At 71.1% G+C, this 15,670-nt stretch carries 16 protein-coding genes; 11 read left to right on the top strand and 5 right to left on the bottom strand.

All coding sequences use genetic code 11. The annotated features are described in order from the left end of the window. The first annotated feature begins 365 nt into the window (after positions 1-365). From WHN02_RS08800 to WHN02_RS08815, 4 genes are all read left to right on the top strand, one after another. Positions 366-2,210, top strand: coding sequence for a phosphoenolpyruvate carboxykinase (GTP) (locus WHN02_RS08800; protein WP_434742879.1), 1,845 nt, complete (start codon positions 366-368; stop codon positions 2,208-2,210). Between the two features lie 36 nt (positions 2,211-2,246). Further along, positions 2,247-3,143 carry a hypothetical protein gene (locus WHN02_RS08805; protein WP_434742880.1) on the top strand — a complete coding sequence of 299 codons (897 nt, stop codon included), beginning with the start codon at positions 2,247-2,249 and terminating at the stop codon, positions 3,141-3,143. Positions 3,144-3,341: 198 nt separating this feature from the next. After that, entirely contained in the window at positions 3,342-4,478 is a 1,137-nt protein-coding gene (locus tag WHN02_RS08810; RefSeq protein WP_434743881.1) for a geranylgeranyl reductase family protein, read from the top strand. A gap of 30 nt (positions 4,479-4,508) precedes the next feature. Next, the gene (locus WHN02_RS08815; RefSeq protein ID WP_350897306.1) at positions 4,509-5,279 is read left to right on the top strand and encodes an isoprenyl transferase; all 771 of its coding nucleotides are present in this window, start codon (positions 4,509-4,511) and stop codon (positions 5,277-5,279) included. Between the two features lie 16 nt (positions 5,280-5,295). Here the strand turns inward: WHN02_RS08815 and otsB are convergent, their stop codons facing one another. From otsB to WHN02_RS08830, 3 genes are all read right to left on the bottom strand, one after another. Further along, positions 5,296-6,120, bottom strand: coding sequence for a trehalose-phosphatase (gene otsB / locus WHN02_RS08820; protein ID WP_434742881.1), 825 nt, complete (start codon positions 6,118-6,120; stop codon positions 5,296-5,298). Between the two features lie 76 nt (positions 6,121-6,196). Continuing rightward, positions 6,197-6,550 (bottom strand): hypothetical protein, encoded by a 354-nt coding sequence (locus tag WHN02_RS08825; RefSeq protein ID WP_350897304.1) that lies wholly within the window; start codon positions 6,548-6,550, stop codon positions 6,197-6,199. 217 nt (positions 6,551-6,767) lie between these two features. Beyond that, positions 6,768-7,208: a helix-turn-helix domain-containing protein gene (locus tag WHN02_RS08830; RefSeq protein ID WP_434742882.1), complete on the bottom strand. Its 441-nt coding sequence runs from the start codon at positions 7,206-7,208 to the stop codon at positions 6,768-6,770. A gap of 264 nt (positions 7,209-7,472) precedes the next feature. Here WHN02_RS08830 and WHN02_RS08835 point away from each other — a divergent pair, with 264 nt between their 5' ends. From WHN02_RS08835 to WHN02_RS08855, 5 genes are all read left to right on the top strand, one after another. Then, complete coding sequence (locus tag WHN02_RS08835; protein WP_434742883.1) at positions 7,473-7,844, top strand: hypothetical protein; 372 nt, start codon at positions 7,473-7,475, stop codon at positions 7,842-7,844. Then, positions 7,841-8,164, top strand: coding sequence for a hypothetical protein (locus WHN02_RS08840; RefSeq protein WP_350897301.1), 324 nt, complete (start codon positions 7,841-7,843; stop codon positions 8,162-8,164). Before WHN02_RS08835 ends, WHN02_RS08840 begins: the two co-directional genes overlap by 4 nt. A 403-nt stretch (positions 8,165-8,567) precedes the next feature. After that, positions 8,568-9,983 carry a PhoH family protein gene (locus tag WHN02_RS08845; RefSeq protein ID WP_434742884.1) on the top strand — a complete coding sequence of 472 codons (1,416 nt, stop codon included), beginning with the start codon at positions 8,568-8,570 and terminating at the stop codon, positions 9,981-9,983. 291 nt (positions 9,984-10,274) lie between these two features. Continuing rightward, positions 10,275-10,994 (top strand): lytic transglycosylase domain-containing protein, encoded by a 720-nt coding sequence (locus WHN02_RS08850; protein ID WP_434742885.1) that lies wholly within the window; start codon positions 10,275-10,277, stop codon positions 10,992-10,994. 123 nt (positions 10,995-11,117) lie between these two features. Further along, on the top strand, positions 11,118-11,759 hold the full coding sequence (locus WHN02_RS08855; protein WP_434742886.1) for a rhomboid family intramembrane serine protease: 642 nt from the start codon (positions 11,118-11,120) through the stop codon (positions 11,757-11,759). A gap of 9 nt (positions 11,760-11,768) precedes the next feature. On the opposite strand, the gene WHN02_RS08860 is transcribed toward WHN02_RS08855, so the two are convergent. Together WHN02_RS08860 and glpX are read right to left on the bottom strand one after the other, a co-directional pair. Then, a complete protein-coding gene (locus WHN02_RS08860) occupies positions 11,769-12,716 on the bottom strand; it encodes a DMT family transporter (RefSeq protein ID WP_434743882.1) in 948 nt (315 codons plus the stop codon). Between the two features lie 36 nt (positions 12,717-12,752). Next, positions 12,753-13,784: a class II fructose-bisphosphatase gene (gene glpX, locus WHN02_RS08865; RefSeq protein WP_434742887.1), complete on the bottom strand. Its 1,032-nt coding sequence runs from the start codon at positions 13,782-13,784 to the stop codon at positions 12,753-12,755. Between the two features lie 175 nt (positions 13,785-13,959). Between glpX and WHN02_RS08870 the strand changes: the two genes are divergently transcribed. Both WHN02_RS08870 and WHN02_RS08875 read left to right on the top strand, forming a co-directional pair. Continuing rightward, the gene (locus WHN02_RS08870; protein ID WP_434742888.1) at positions 13,960-14,637 is read left to right on the top strand and encodes a DUF4245 domain-containing protein; all 678 of its coding nucleotides are present in this window, start codon (positions 13,960-13,962) and stop codon (positions 14,635-14,637) included. A 121-nt stretch (positions 14,638-14,758) separates the two neighbouring features. Further along, positions 14,759-15,589 carry a hypothetical protein gene (locus WHN02_RS08875; RefSeq protein WP_434742889.1) on the top strand — a complete coding sequence of 277 codons (831 nt, stop codon included), beginning with the start codon at positions 14,759-14,761 and terminating at the stop codon, positions 15,587-15,589. The last annotated feature ends 81 nt before the right edge of the window (positions 15,590-15,670 follow it).

Here is a 15,670-nt window from a genome sequence, read left to right on the forward strand (position 1 = left end):
CGTCGACGCCCCGGGTGGGGGAGATCACCCGTGGAGGTGGTGAACGGAGCGTGATCACCAGGGAGAGACGGGCTGTCGCAGGTCGCACCGGTGATGGGAGGGGTACGCGGGCCGTCCGCGTCCGACACCGGGTGGACGCACTGCCACAAGATTTGCGTGAAAGTGCGCGCGAAAGTGGGTATCAGATCGAGAAATCGCAGTCTGGCCGTACCTTGTGCAGTTCTTCACAACCGCTCTCACTGACTGACCGCGCAGCCCGGTCTACTCTGAGCGCAATCCCAGGTTTTCACGACGACGGCGCGCCCGCGGCCGCCACCACTCGTGCATCCACCGATCGGTCAGCGTCGACCACAAGGAGATGTGTCATGGTTGCTCCGGCTACTGTTCGCGGCATCGAACAGGCCCCCACGTCCCACCCGAAGCTGCTCACCTGGGTCCGAGAAGTCGCCGAGCTGACCACCCCCGACCGCGTGGTCTGGGTGGACGGTTCCGACGACGAATGGCGTCGCCTCACCGACGAACTGGTCGAAAGCGGCACCCTCATCCGGCTCAATCCGGAGAAGAAACCGAACTCGTTCTACGCCCGCACCGACCCCTCGGACGTCGCCCGGGTCGAGGAGCGGACCTACATCTGCTCCGTCGACGAGGCGGACGCCGGCCCCACCAACAACTGGATGGCGCCGGCCGAGATGAAGCGGACGATGACCGAGCTGTACCGCGGCTGCATGCGCGGGCGGACCATGTACGTCATCCCGTTCGTCATGGGTCCGGTCGAGGCCGAGCACCCCATGTTCGGTGTGGAGATCACCGACAGCCCGTACGTGGTCGCCTCCATGCGGATCATGACCCGGATGGGTGCCACGATCCTCGAGGCGATGGGCGACGACGCCGACTTCGTCCACGCCCTGCACTCCATCGGTGCCCCGCTCGCCCCCGGCCAGCAGGACGTCGCGTGGCCGTGCAACGAGACCAAGTACATCTCGCACTTCCCGGAGAGCCGGGAGATCTGGTCGTACGGCTCCGGGTACGGCGGCAACTCGCTGCTCGGCAAGAAGTGCTACTCGCTGCGGATCGCCAGCGTGATGGGGCGTGACGAGGGCTGGCTCGCCGAGCACATGCTGATCCTCAAGATCACGTCCCCGGAGGGGAAGACGTACCACATCGCCGGTGCCTTCCCGTCCGCCTGCGGCAAGACCAACCTGGCCATGCTGGAGCCCACCCTGCCCGGTTGGAAGGTCGAGACCATCGGCGACGACATCGCCTGGATGCGTTTCGGCCCGGACGGTCGCCTCTACGCGGTGAACCCGGAGTACGGCCTGTTCGGCGTGGCCCCCGGCACCGACTGGAAGACCAACGCCAACGCCATGCGGACCCTGGACCGGGGCAACTCCGTCTTCACCAACGTGGCGCTCACCGACGACGGGGACATCTGGTGGGAGGGGATGGGCGAGCCGCCGGCCCACCTGATCGACTGGAAGGGCGACGACTGGACCCCGGAGAGCGAGGGCCTGTCCTCGCACGCCAACAGCCGGTTCTGCACCCCGATCACCCAGTGCCCGATCCTGTCCGAGGACTACTACGACCCGAACGGCGTCCCGATCGACGCCATCCTGTTCGGTGGTCGGCGGCGGGACACCGTACCGCTGGTCGCCGAGGCCCGGGACTGGGTGCACGGCGTGTACCTGGGGGCGACGCTCTCCTCGGAGACCACCGCCGCCGCCTCCGGCGCGGTCGGGGTGGTCCGTCGGGACCCGATGGCGATGCTGCCGTTCATCGGGTACCACGGTGGTGACTACTTCCGTCACTGGATCGAGATGGGCAAGGGCGTCGACGGTGACGAGTCGAAGCTGCCCAAGATCTACTACGTGAACTGGTTCCGCAAGGACGCCGAGGGCGACTTCCTCTGGCCGGGCTTCGGGGAGAACTCCCGGGTCCTCAAGTGGGTCGTCGAGCGGATCGAGGGCACCGCCGACGCGGTGGAGACCCCGATCGGCATGGTCCCCGCCCAGGACGCCCTGGACATCGAGGGCCTGGACATGACCCCGGAGGACGTCCGGATCGCCCTGAAGGTCGACCCGGAGGAGTGGCGGCGTGAGCTGCCCCTGGTCACCGAGTGGTTCGAGAAGTTCGGCGACAAGCTGCCCGGTGTCCTCTGGGCCGAGCTGGACGCCCTGCGGGCCCGCCTGGACGCGGAGTCGTCGAAGCGGTAGTGCGGTTGTTGCCCGTACCCGGCACGATCGGATGCCATGGAGACGGCGCAGGCCACTCGGACGGCCGCCGGGACCGATGAGGTCCGGCGGCCGTCCGCCGTCCGCGCGCTGGTGGTGCTGCTCGGGGTCACGGCGGTGGCGACAGTCGTCGTCGAGCTGCTCAACTTCTGGTACGCCCCGGACCCTGGGCTCGGGCTCGCCGTCCGGACCGGGTGGGCGCTGCTGCGTACCCTCGGATTTCTGATCCTGATCGGACACGTCCGACGGGGACGGGCGGCGGCCCGACCACTGGGGTTGATCCTCGCCGTCACCACCGTCTTCGCGGTGGCCCGGCTGATCGTGCCCCGCCAGGGTGTGCCCCCGATGCCGGGGGTGGTGGGGTTCGCGCTGCTCACCGCCCTCTGCGTGGCAGTGGTCTGGTTGCTGTACCGCTCGTCCACAGTCACCGCCCACCTGGTCCGGCACCGTAAGGGGCTGGTCCTGTCCGGACGCCGGATCGCCTGGCAGGAGGTCACCCCGAAGCGCCCGGAGGCGGCCGGATGGTTGCTGGCCGGGCGGGTCGCCGCACTGACCTACAGCCCGCTGATGCTGATTCCGGCGCTGGTCGCCGGGGGCGCGATCCTGGACGGTCGGCTGCTGGCCGCCCCGGCGGTGGTGTTCTGGTTCGTCGCCGGGATCGTGGTGAGCAACCTGGTCCTGTTCTGCGGAATCTTCCTGCTGCGGGGCCGACGGTGGGCCCGTCGTCTCCTCGTCGCGATCACCCTCGGGGTCCTCGCCGTCCACCTTCCCCTCTGCTGGTGGCTGCTCGGCGTGGACGGCCTCCTCCGGGACGCCACCCCCCTCCTGGCCGCCGCCGGACTCACCCTCTACTCCCTGCACCGAGCCCCACCCACCCCCACCCCACCCACCGGTCCGGTCGGTGAGGTCCGTTGATCAAGGGATTTGCGTCAGGATCCGAACTCCGGGTGACGCAAACCCCTTGATCAACGTGGGGAACCGGTGGGGGAGCCGGCGGCGGGGGAGCCGGCGGGGGGCGGCGGGGGCGCGGGGAAATGGGGGAAACGGTGGGGTGGTCGGTGCGGCGTGGGTGGGTGGGGTGGGGGTGGGGGTGAGGATGGGGTGGTGGCGGATGTGTTCGACCTGGTGGTGGTGGGTGCCGGCCCGGCGGGGGCGGCGGCTGCGCTGGCGGCGCGACGGCGGGGCGCGCAGGTCCTCCTGCTGGACCGGGCCGACTTCCCCCGCGACAAGGCGTGCGGGGACGGTATCGCCGCCCACGCGCTCGACGTTCTCGACCAGCTCGGCGTCACCGGGGCGGTCGACGGGTACGCCCCGCTGCCCGCCCTGCGGATGATCGCCCCCGGTGGCGGGTCGGTGGCCCGGCCCCTGCCCCGACCCGCGTACACCGTCCCCCGGGAGGTGTTCGACGCCCGTCTGGTGCTCGCCGCCCAGGCGGCCGGGGCGCAGCTGCGCCGCCACACCGTACGCCGGGTGGAGGTCCGCGCGGACCGGGTGGTCCTGGACGGCGTCGTCGAGGCCCGGACGGTGGTGGGTGCCGACGGTGCCGGGTCGGTGGTCCGTCGGGCGCTCGGCCAGCCGGTCAACCCGGGCCGCCACCTGGCGCTGGCCATCAGGGGGTACGCCCCGGCCCGCCCCGGTCCGGCCGAGCAGTTCATCGCCACCTCGGCGGCGCGCTGGCCGGCGTACGCCTGGTCGTTCCCGATCGGCGACGGACGGGCGAACGTCGGGTACGGGGAGGTGTTGCGCGGTGACGGGTTGACCCGGACGCACCTGCTGGAACGGATGGCCGACCTGCTCCCGGAGACCGATCCGGCGACCGTCGAGCGACTCCGCGCCCACCACCTGCCGCTGTCCACCCACCGCCCGGTAGCGGGGCGGGGTCGGGTGCTGCTCGCCGGGGACGCGCTCTCCCTGATCAACCCGTTCACCGGGGAGGGGATCTTCTACGCCCTGCTCTCCGGCGCGTTGGCAGGTGCGGCGGCGGCCGGGTCACCCGGGCCGGCGGCCGCCCGACGGTACGCCGAGGCGCTGCGCCGTCGGCTCGGCACCCACCTGCGGCACAGTTCGGTGGCGGCCTGGCTGGGGCGGCACCGGCGGATCGTCGACGCGGCCGTCCGGGCGGCCGGGTGTGACGAGCGGGTCTACCGGACCGTGGTCGAGTTGGGGCTCGGCGACGGTCGGTTGGATGTTCGGACCTTGGGGCGGATCGGCGGGTGTCTGCTGCGGCACGTTCCGGCTCCGCGGCCCTGAACCTGTCGAGGGGTCGCTACTCTGCAAGTGATGAATCCGCGGGACCTGATGTACTCGGTGTACGAACGCCGGCTCACGGCGAAGCTCGCTGGTAAGCCGGTGCCCCGGCATGTCGGTGTCATGTGCGACGGCAACCGCAGGTGGGCCCGGGAGATGGGGTACGTCGACCCCAACGACGGCCACCGGGTCGGCGCTGCCAAGATCAAGCATCTGCTGGGGTGGTGCGACCAGGCCGGGATCGGGCACGTCACGCTCTATCTCCTGGCCACCGACAACCTGCGCCGACCGGCCCGGGAACTCGACCCGCTCCTGGAGATCATCGAGAACCTGGTGGTCGAGTTGTCCGAGGAGGGCAACCCGTGGCGGCTGCGGATGGTCGGCGCGCTCGACCTGCTGCCCGCACAGACCGCCACCGCACTCAAGGCCGCCGAGGAGCGCACCGTCGACCGCAGCGGCGGCGCCGAGGTCAACATCGCCGTCGGGTACGGCGGCCGCCGGGAGATCGCCGACGCGGTGCGCTCACTGCTCGTGGAGCACGCAGCGGCCGGTGGCACCCTGGAGGAGCTGGCCGAGACCCTCGACGTCGAGCACATCGCCGAGCACCTCTACACCAGGGGTCAGCCCGACCCCGACCTGGTCATCCGGACCAGTGGCGAGCAGCGGCTCTCCGGCTTCATGCTGTGGCAGTCGGCTCACTCGGAGTTCTACTTCTGCGAGCTGAACTGGCCGGACTTCCGGCACATCGACTTCCTGAGGGCGCTGCGGTCGTACGCCACCCGGCAACGCCGGTTCGGCACCTGACCCCCTCCCGCCCCGGTCAGGGCAGGTGGTGGGCGGCGGTCTGGAGGAAGTCGCCGAGCGCGGCGGGAGAATCGATGGTCAGGTCGGCGGCCTCGGCGACCTCCTGACCGGTCTCCGGATTCGCCACTGCGACGCAGACACCGACGAAGCTGGGATCGGCGGCGGCCCGGGCCCGCAGCGCGGCGAAGGCCTTGATGTCGGAGACGTCGTCGCCGAAATACCACGCGCCACCGGCGGTCTGCACCACCTCGTCGATGACCATGCCCTTGTCCCGGTCGACGGGGGGCTTGAGCTCCAGGACCATCCGTCCGACCTGGACCCGCAGGCCCAGCCGCTCCGCCTGCTCCCGCCCCCACTGCTCGACGGTGGGGCCGAGGCTCGGGGCGGTCCGGTAGTGCAGCGCGACGGAGAGCCGCTTGAACTCGATCAGGGTCCCGGTGGGCAGCTCGGCGTGGGCCAGCTCGGTCAGCTCGGCCATCGTCGGCACCCAGGGCAGGGCGGCCGGTTCGGTCACCGTCTCGCCCCCGGAGTGACTGTGCTCCAGCCCGTACAGGCCGTACAGGTCGACGCCGGTGAGCCCACCGAAGTGGTCGCGCAGGAAGTCCACCGGGCGGGCGGAGACGATCGCCACCCGCTGGACGGCCGGTGCCAGGGCCTCGATGGCGGCGAGCACCTTCGGGGCGGGCTGGACCGCTGTGGGATCGTCGTCGACCGGCGCGAGTGTGCCGTCGAAGTCGAAGAAGAGCACGGTCTCGGCGGCCCGGGGGGCGGTCTCCCGCCAGGCCTGGTCGGCGTTCAGCGGGGTCTTCGGCTGCTGGTTGCCCAGATTCAACGACGGCACGGGCGACAGCGTACCCCGGTCTCGGCGCGGCAATCGCTGTTGTGAGGATGCGAACGGGACCGACCACCGGGCGCGGTCAGCGTTCGACGGCACCCCGGCCGGGGCGTACGAACGGCACGACTGTGGCCTCCGGGCGGTGGCTGAGCAGGTAACCCTCCACGAACCCGGCGTTGCGGTCCCCGGCGGACTCCTCGACCTCGTCGAGCCGCTCCACCAGGTAGTCGGTGAGCGCACTGAGCCTGTTGTTGAGCCGCTCGGTCAGCTCGGCGAGGACGGCCACCACCACCGAGGTCCCGGCGGCGGTGAGCGCGACGAGGTTGACGACGAGCGGTAACTGCCCACCGGAGACGACGCCGACCACCACGTTGCCTGTCAACACCACGGTCAGGGACACCGCCCCGACCACGACTGCCAGCCACTTCAGGGTCATGGACAGACCCCTCCTTCTGTCCCGCAGGGCTTGGTTCGGCCTTGTCCCGTCCCCCACCCGACGACGAGCCCAAGCAGTACGTTTACGGACGGTAGCGCGCCCGGTGGGAGTGGGGGAGGCAAAACGTCCGGACCGTCGGCATCGACTTTCGTCATCCGAGAAGGTCTCGGCCCGGTCCGGGCCCGGTCCCCGGGGGCCGTCGGGCCGGTCCGGGCGGCTATCCGGCCTTGCGCCCCCGTCGTCGCCCGTCGACCGGCAGGGTCGGGCGGTAGGCGAGGTAGCGGATGGTCTCCCGGATGTGGAACTTCTCCGCGTCGGAGACGTTGGGGTCGACCAGCCGCCGCAGCAGGGCCTCCACGTCGGGGTCCATCGGGGGCGGTGCCGGGGCGCTGCGGGGCGGGGTGGTCCGGTCCCAGCCGAGCGCACCGAACGCCGCCGCCGGGTTGAGGCCGAGCCCCTCACAGAAGGCGACGACCCGTTCGGCTTCGGGGTCGCTGGCCCAGTCTCCGCGTACCCAGCGGTTGATCGTCTGCCGGGACACCCCGGTGCGGCGGGAGACCTCGGTTCCGCTCCAGGCACGGGTCGCCCGGGCGTCGTCGAGGGCACGGCGGACGAAGGTGGCGAAGGCAATCTTCCGTGCGTGAGCGGTCCCGGTCACTACGTGACGGTACGACCCGTTGCCCCTCCCGAATCGGGCAAGCGCGTTCCTGTCACGTGAACGTGACAACACATTCGGATTTCCGGGAAGGGCAAGAGCGCACGTGAAAAGGGGTATCACCGGCGCAGGATAGATGCTCGTGGGTGCGGCCGTAAACAGACGAAAAGCTGATACTGTCACGTTCATGGGACATTCTACGGTGTGCCACGTGCCTGAGACCTCCAGTGCTCACCGGTGTCACCCGCCCCGAACCCGGGAGGCCCGGTGACCGATCTCGCAACCCGTGCCCGGGCCTTCGGTCTGGTCGCCCAGGGGGTGGCGGCGGGGCTGAGCGCCCCCTGGCGCCTCTACCTGGCCCGGGGCAGCCGTCACCTGTCGCTGAACGTGGGAGACCACGCCGAGTGGGACGCCTGGCGTACCCATCTCGGCTGCCCGGAACTGAGCGTCCGGGTGTACGACGCCGGTGGGGAGATCCATCGGCTCTCGGTGGCCGAGGTCGTCCAGGACGGCTGCCGGATCAGCGTCGAACTGGTCGAGGAGGTCGGCACCGGGGACGTGGACCGGCTGCTGACCCCCGTCGCCGCCTCCCCGGCGACGACCGGCCGACCCGGCCGACCTGCCGGGGCCGCCGGATGAGCCCCTTCCTCGCGGTCTTCCTCGTCCTGCTCCTCGGCTCGACCAGCTATGCGGCCGGCCGACTCCACGGGCAGCTCAGCTACCGGATCGGTTACCGGTTCGGTTACCGGCAGGGCTACTTCGACGGCGACCGGGGCGCCTGGAGCCGGCGACGCCGGGACGCCCAGGCCGCCATCGCCTCGGCCCTGGCCGTCCCCGCCCGACAGGTCGAGTCGGTGAACCGGGCGGGGACCACCTACACCGGGTCCTCGTTCGGCGCGCCGGCCGCCCGGGGGGCCGCCCGACACTCCACAGGCACCCTCGTCCGGCGGGTCGGTTGACTCGACCCGCTTTGCTGGGAGCCACACCCGAACCGGTCCGGTGCGCCGTGCGCGGCGAGGGCGCACCGGGGGGCCGTCGTCCGAGAGGGACGGCGACCCCGCCGGCCGGGATGCGCGCAGGGGGCATGCATCCCGGCCGGCTCGCCGCGTACCCGGCGTCGGTCCGACCTCCACGAGTGCCCTGATCCTCACGTTCACCTGCTGGAATCCGAAGATCCGTAGCGAACCCCTAGCCCCGGGGCGTCGGCGCGGCTAGCGTCTAGTCATGGCGCGGGGTTCTCCCGGGCCAGCCGGTCAGCCCGGATCTGCGCCTCGCGCACGGGGCCCGCATCCGACCCTGTGTCCCCGGGCGCCGGAGGAGGCGGAATACGGGTGGCGGGTGCCCATCCGTCGGAGCAGGCCTGTGACTACTCGCCGTACCGACGCCGGAGCCGACCAGATTCCGGCCGCGAAAGCCACGACCCGCCGCGCCACCCGAAGCCGCCGTACGGCGGACACGGCGTCGGCCGACCGTCAGGAGCCCCGACCAGCCGGCCAGGCGTACGTCCTGGACACCTCGGTGCTCCTGTCCGACCCGGCAGCCTTCCACCGGTTCGCCGAGCACGAGGTGGTGCTGCCTCTGGTGGTCATCTCCGAGTTGGAGGGCAAGCGGAGCCACCCGGAGTTGGGCTGGTTCGCCCGTCAGTCGCTGCGGATGCTCGACGAGCTGCGGATCCGCCACGGCCGACTCGACCAGCCGGTGCCGGCCAACGAGTTCGGCGGCACGCTGCGGGTGGAACTGAACCACACTGACGACGGCGTCCTTCCGCCCGGATTCCGCAACGAGTCCAACGACGCCCGGATCCTCTCGGTCGCGTTGAACCTGGCCAACGAGGGACGACAGGTCACCCTGGTCAGCAAGGACATGCCGCTGCGGGTCAAGGCCGCCTCGGTCGGGTTGGCCGCCGACGAGTACCGGCACGGTCAGGCCAGCGACCCCACCTGGACCGGGATGACCGAACTCCAGCTCGCCGAGGAGCAGGTCGGTGCGCTCTACGGCGGGGAGACCCTCGACCTCGACGAGGCGGCCGGGCTGCCCTGCCACACCGGGCTGGTGCTGCACTCGCCCCGTGGTTCGGCGCTCGGGCGGGTGCTGCCGGACAAGACCGTACGGCTGGTGCGGGGTGACCGGGAGGCGTTCGGCGTACACGGCCGCTCCGCCGAGCAGCGGGTCGCCCTCGACCTGCTGCTCGACGAGTCGATCGGGATCGTCTCGCTCGGCGGGCGGGCGGGCACCGGCAAGTCCGCCCTGGCGCTCTGCGCCGGCCTCGAAGCGGTGATGGAGCGACGGCGGCACAAGAAGGTGATCGTCTTCCGTCCCCTGTACGCGGTGGGGGGCCAGGAGCTCGGCTACCTGCCGGGCTCGGAGACGGAGAAGATGTCGCCCTGGGCGCAGGCGGTCTTCGACACCCTCGGGGCCGTGGTGCACGAGAACGTCCTGGAGGAGGTCATGGCCCGGGGCATCATCGAGGTGCTGCCGCTGACCCACATCCGGGGCCGGAGCCTGCACGACGCGTTCGTGATCGTCGACGAGGCCCAGTCGCTGGAGCGGGGTGTCCTGCTCACGGTGCTCTCCCGGATCGGTCAGGGCTCACGGGTGGTGCTCACCCACGACGTCGCCCAGCGGGACAACCTGCGGGTGGGGCGGCACGACGGGGTGACGGCGGTGATCGAGGCGCTCAAGGGGCACCCGCTCTTCGCGCACGTCACGTTGACCCGGTCGGAGCGGTCCCCGATCGCGGCGATGGTCACCGATCTGTTGGAGGACGTGCCGACCTGACAGTGGCTACTTGACTGCTTTGCGCCACCATGGTGGTATTTGCCGTGTGGTGCGAATCACAAATAGGGTCGTTCGTTTCCCATCCGCCTCACTGTGCGCGATCGTGTCCCACGAGCGCCCGCGTATCACGCACATCGTCGGTGGTCGTTCGTCACAGGCGGCGACCGGCATCGGGTGGGAGTCCACGCGTCGGCTGCCGCCGACGACGGGTCGGGGCGCTCGCGGTGCCGTGTCCGACCCGGGTGGACGTGCCCGGCACCGTTTCCTTGCCCCCGACGAAGGGACTACTTCGTGAGTCGGCTGTGGAGCCGTTTGGGTGCCCGCACGGCTGCCGTCGCACTGCTCTCCGTGGGCGTCGCCGGCGGCTTCTATCTGGGTGAGAACCAGGAGACCGAGCAGCAGGGCACCATCGCCCGCGTCGCCGTCGAGGTCGACAAGACCGAGCACGAGTACCAGCGCGAGCGGCAGGCCCGGCACCAGGTCCGGTCCGCCCAGCAGCGGGGCGCGGAGTACCAGGCCAAGCTGCGGGCGGCCAAGGCGGCCAAGGAGGCCGCCGAGCGGGCCAAGGAGGCCGAACGGGCCGCCGCGGCCCGGAAGAAGGAACGCGAGGAGGCCGAGCGCAAGAAGGCCGAGGAGGAGAAGGCGGAGAAGGAAGCCGCCAGAGCCTCCCGACCGTTCGAGGGACCCGTCCCGGACTCCTGCACCGAGTTCAGCGGCAACCGCCGTACGGGCTGCTCGATGATGGTCCAGGCCGGATTCGGGATGGACCAGTTCCCCTGCCTGAACAAGCTGTGGAACAAGGAGAGCGGCTGGAACCACCTGGCCCGCAACCCGTCCTCCGGCGCGTACGGCATCCCGCAGTCCTACCCCGGCAACAAGATGGCCTCGGTGGGGTCGGACTGGCAGACCAACCCGGTCACCCAGATCAAGTGGGGTCTGAACTACATCGAGGGTCGCTACAACACCCCCTGCCGAGCCTGGCAGCAGTCGCAGAACACCGGATCGTACTGACCGACAGGTGGTCCGCCACGACGGCGGGGTGTGGGATCGCCCACACCCCGCCGTCGACGTTTGCGCACCCGATCGACCTCGCAGAGGTGGCGGGCCGGGCCGATTGCTGATAGCTCTTGGGGGGTGACCTTGGGCCCAGGCGGCAACGACCCCAACCGGTTCGGCACCGAGGCGTTCTACGCCTCGCTCGGCCGGGCCTTCGTCGCCATGTGCGCCGTCGTGCCGGTCCTCTTCCTCATCGAGGCGCTCGACGTCTGGTTGGGGGCCGGGTTCGACATGGCCGCCGGGATCATCCCGCGCCGGATCGAGGGGCTCGACGGGGTCTTCTTCTCACCGTTCCTGCACCACGGCTTCGACCACCTCTACAGCAACAGCATCCCGCTGATCCTGCTGGGGACCTTCGTCCTGGCCGCCGGGCTCCGCCGGTTCCTCTGGTCGACCCTGGTCATCATCCTGGTCAGCGGGCTCGGCGTCTGGTTCACCGGCTCACCCAACTCCATCGTGGTCGGGGCCAGCGGAGTCATCTTCGGCTACCTCGGGATCCTGTTCATGCGCGGCATCGTCGAGCGGAGCTGGTGGAACTTCGCAGTGGTCCTGCTGGTCGGCCTGCTCTACGGGTGGCAGCTCATCGGGATCCTCCCCACCGACGAGCGGATCTCCTGGCAGGGGCACCTGTTCGGGCTGCTCGGTGGGTTCGTCGCGGCGATCATCTTCCGGCGACGGTCGACCGACGACTCCGACCCGTACCCCCTGACCGCCCGCTGACCGACCGCGTCACCGCCGGGTCGGGCCGGGCGTGCTGCCGGAGCGTCGGACCGGGGCGAGGGCGGCGACGAGCACGGCGACCAGGGTCAGCGCCGCCCCCATCAGGGTCGTCGGCCCGGGCTGGGAGGCCGCCGTCGGCAGGACCAGGTCCAGGGCGACGGCACCGACGATCTGCCCGGCGATGGTGGCCAGCCCGAGCAGCAGGACCCCGGTCAGCCCGACCAGTGCGGCGGCCACCGCGATGAAGGCGATGCCCAGCGGGCCGCCGAGGTAGAGCCACGGCTCGGTGGGGAACCGCCCGGTCGGCCAACCGCGTACCGCCACCTCGACGGCGAACGTGAGGAGCAGGGCGACGGTGCCGACTGTGAAGTTCACGGCGGTCGCTGTCATCGTGCTGGCGCTGGCGGCCCGGACCCGACCGTTGACCGCCTGCTGCCAGGCGATGCCGACACCGGCGAGCAGAGGCAGGACTGCCAGGGCCAACGCGCCGGGGTCGGCGAGTCGGTCCCCGACCGCCAGCAGGACCGCCAGGACGGTCAGGGCCGCCCCGGCCAGTCGGGGTGCGGTGACCGGTTGCCGGCCGGTGGGACCGATCCCGGCCCGGTCGACGAGCAGACTGCTGCCGGTCTGCCCGGCGACCACCGCCACCGTGAAGATCGCCACCCCCAGGGTGCCGATGGTCAACCCCTGGGCGGCCACCAGGAACGCCCCGCACACGCCGCCGAGGCAGTGCCACGGGCGGAGCGCTCCGGTGGCCAGGGCGGTACGCAGCGCCGCCACGCCGCGCCGACCGGAGGTGGTGGCGGAGACCAGGACCAGCAGCACCAGCAGCCCCAGGCCGAACGAGACCACGGCGGCGGCGATCCCGTCGGCCAGGCGTACGCCGAGTTCGCCGTTGATCCGGGACTGGACGGCCACGGCGACGCCGGAGGCGGTGGCCAGGGCGACCCCGGCGATCCGGCGGGAGGTGGGGGGAAGAGAGCCGTCCGTGGTCTACTCCTGCTCGGCCAGGGGGCGACCGTCGAAGTTGACCGCCGAGTAGAGGGCCAACTTCTCCAACCGGTGGTACGAGTCGATCACCCGGATGGTGCCGCTCTTGGACCGCATCACGATCGACTGGGTGTACGCCCCGCCCGCCCGGTAGCTGACCCCCCGCAGCAGGTCACCGGAGGTGATCCCGGTGGCCACGAAGAAGCAGTTGTCTCCGGTGACCAGGTCGTCGGTGGTGAGGACCCGGTCCAGGTCGTGGCCGGCGGCCAGCGCCTTCTCCCGCTCGGCGTCGTCGCGCGGCCAGAGCTTGGCCTGCATCACCCCGCCCATGCACTTGAGCGCACACGCCGAGGTGATCCCCTCCGGGGTGCCGCCCACGCCCATCAGCACGTCGACGTCGGACTCGCCCCGGGCGGCGGCGATCGCCCCGGCGATGTCGCCGTCGGAGATGAACCGGATGCCCGCCCCGGTGTGCCGGATCTGGTCGATCAGCTCGGCGTGCCTCGGTCGGTCCAGGACGCAGACGGTGACCTCGGACACGTCGGTGCCCTTGGCCCGGGCGATCCGTCGGATGTTCTCCGCCGGCCCGGCGTCGATGTCCACCACGTCGGCGTAGTCCGGCCCGACGGCGAGTTTCTCCATGTAGAAGACCGCGCTGGGGTCGAACATGGCACCCCGCTCGGCGACCGCCAGGACCGCGAGGGCGTTCGGCATGCCCTTGCTCATCAGGGTGGTGCCGTCGATCGGGTCGACGGCGACGTCGACCTCCGCGCCCGTGCCGTCGCCGACCTGCTCGCCGTTGAACAGCATCGGGGCGTTGTCCTTCTCGCCCTCGCCGATCACCACGACGCCCCGCATGGGGATCGAGTTGATCAGTTTGCGCATGGCGTCGACGGCGGCTCCGTCGCCGCCCTCCTTGTCGCCCCGGCCGACCCATCGGCCGGCGGCCATCGCCGCCGCCTCGGTCACCCGGACCAGATCCAGGGCCAGGTTGCGGTCCAGGTTCTGTGGGATGCGGGTCCTGGTGTTCGTCATTGACGGCTCCTCCTCGCGACGTTGCGGGGTGGACCGGCGTGCGGCCGCCGCCGGCTGTGCCGCTGATCCTCACACGGTGGTCGATTCGGCGTCCCCACTCGGTGGCCAATCTAACGCCGGGGTACCTAGGTGGTGGTGCCGAACGCGGCAACCGGGCTCCTGTCAAGATGGAATGGTGGAACCCGCACACTCTGCCAACCGCGTACCCGCCGACTCGACGCCGCCGGACGGCCAGCCCCCGGTGGTCTCGTCCGGCCCCCAGGAGGGGACTCCCGCCCCCGCGACCGAGGGGGCGGCCGTGCACGTCGACGGCGAGCCTGCCCCCGGCGTGCCCCCGGCCTCGGACCGGGCCGGGCGCCGCCCCCGGGACATGGTGATCTCCATGCTGGTGCTGCTGGTGCCGATCGCGATCTTCTTCGCGTTCTACCGGGGATTCCTCGGCGGCGACCAGCCGGTCACCGTCGACACCGCCCCCGCCATCGACCAGGCCCGGTCCGCGGCCCTCTTCCCCGTCAGCGAGCCCACCGGGCTCGGCGACAGCTGGCGGCCGATCCGGGCCAACTTCCAGACGGTGGACGACGGGTCGAACCTGCGCATCGGGTACGTCACCCCGGAGGGGCGCGGTGCCCAACTGGTGCAGAGCAACGTGCCGCCGGAACGCCTCCTCCCGACCGAGCTGACCGCCGCGGGGCAGCCCCAGGGGGCGGTGGACCTGGACGGGCGGAGCTGGCAGCGGTACACCGCACGTGGCAACGAGCAGGCGTACGTCCTGCTGGAGCCGGAACGGACGGTACTGGTGATCGGGGACGCGCGGGACAACGAACTACGCCAGTTGGCGATCTCCCTGCGCTGACCGGCCGGGTGTCACCGCCGAGAAGTGGATCGCCCTCCACTGTGGATCGTGGTTAAGCTGCGCCGGCTCCGCCCCGATGCGACAAGGCGTCGGGGTCGCCGCTGTGCAGAAAGAGAACAACGTGAAACTTCGTCGGTGGAGCGCGAGCCTCCTCACCGCCGCACTCTTCGTCCCCGCGCTGACCGCCTGCGGTTCGGGCGACCCCACCACCCCCGGTGCCGAAGCGGCCACCACCGCCGGTCCGGCGATCCCGGCCGACCCGAGGGAGGCCCTGCTCGCCTCGACCAAGGAGCTTCAGCAGGGCGACTACACCTTCACCGTCGCCAGCGACGGCCCTACCAGCGGCAGCGGGACGCTCAACCTGCCGGCAGCGAGCGCCGAGATCAGAGTGACCATCCGGGGTCCCGAGGCCGAGGACCTCACCATCGCCGCCCACCACACCCACATCGACGGCGAGCAGTGGATCAAGGTCGACGTCAAGGGGGCACTGCTCGACTACTTCCGCGACCTGAAGGCGATGAACGGCAAGTACCAGAAGGTCGACCCGGCCAGGGCCGAAGGCGTCGAGGGGCTGACGTTCGACCGGGCCGAGGACTACGACCCGGCCGGGGGCGAGGAACTGGTCAAGGCCGCCTCCGACATCGAGAAGGCCGGTGAGGGCCGCTACACGGGGACCGTCGACCTGACCAAGGCCACCGACGCCGGGGCGATCGACGAGGAGTTCGTCAAGGAGCTGGGCGGCAAGGCCGCCGCGGTGCCCTTCACCGCCACCCTCGACCCTCAGGGCCGGCTGACCGAGCTGGTCCTCACGATGCCGGCCGCAGGTGGTTTCCCGGCGCACGACGTCGCTGTGAAGTACGCCGACTACGGTGCCGCCCCCGAGGTGAAGAAGCCTCCGGCGGACAAGGTCGTGAAGGCCGCCGACCGGGTCTACACCCTGTTCGAGAGCTGATCGGTCCGGGGTCGGGGCGGTCACGAACCGCCCCGACGCGGTCACCGGCGCGAGCCGGGGCGGCCGATCGGTGATTACCGA

Origin of the sequence: Micromonospora sp. SH-82 (genome assembly GCF_051132485.1) — a bacterium.
Classification (GTDB): Bacteria; Actinomycetota; Actinomycetes; order Mycobacteriales; family Micromonosporaceae; genus Micromonospora.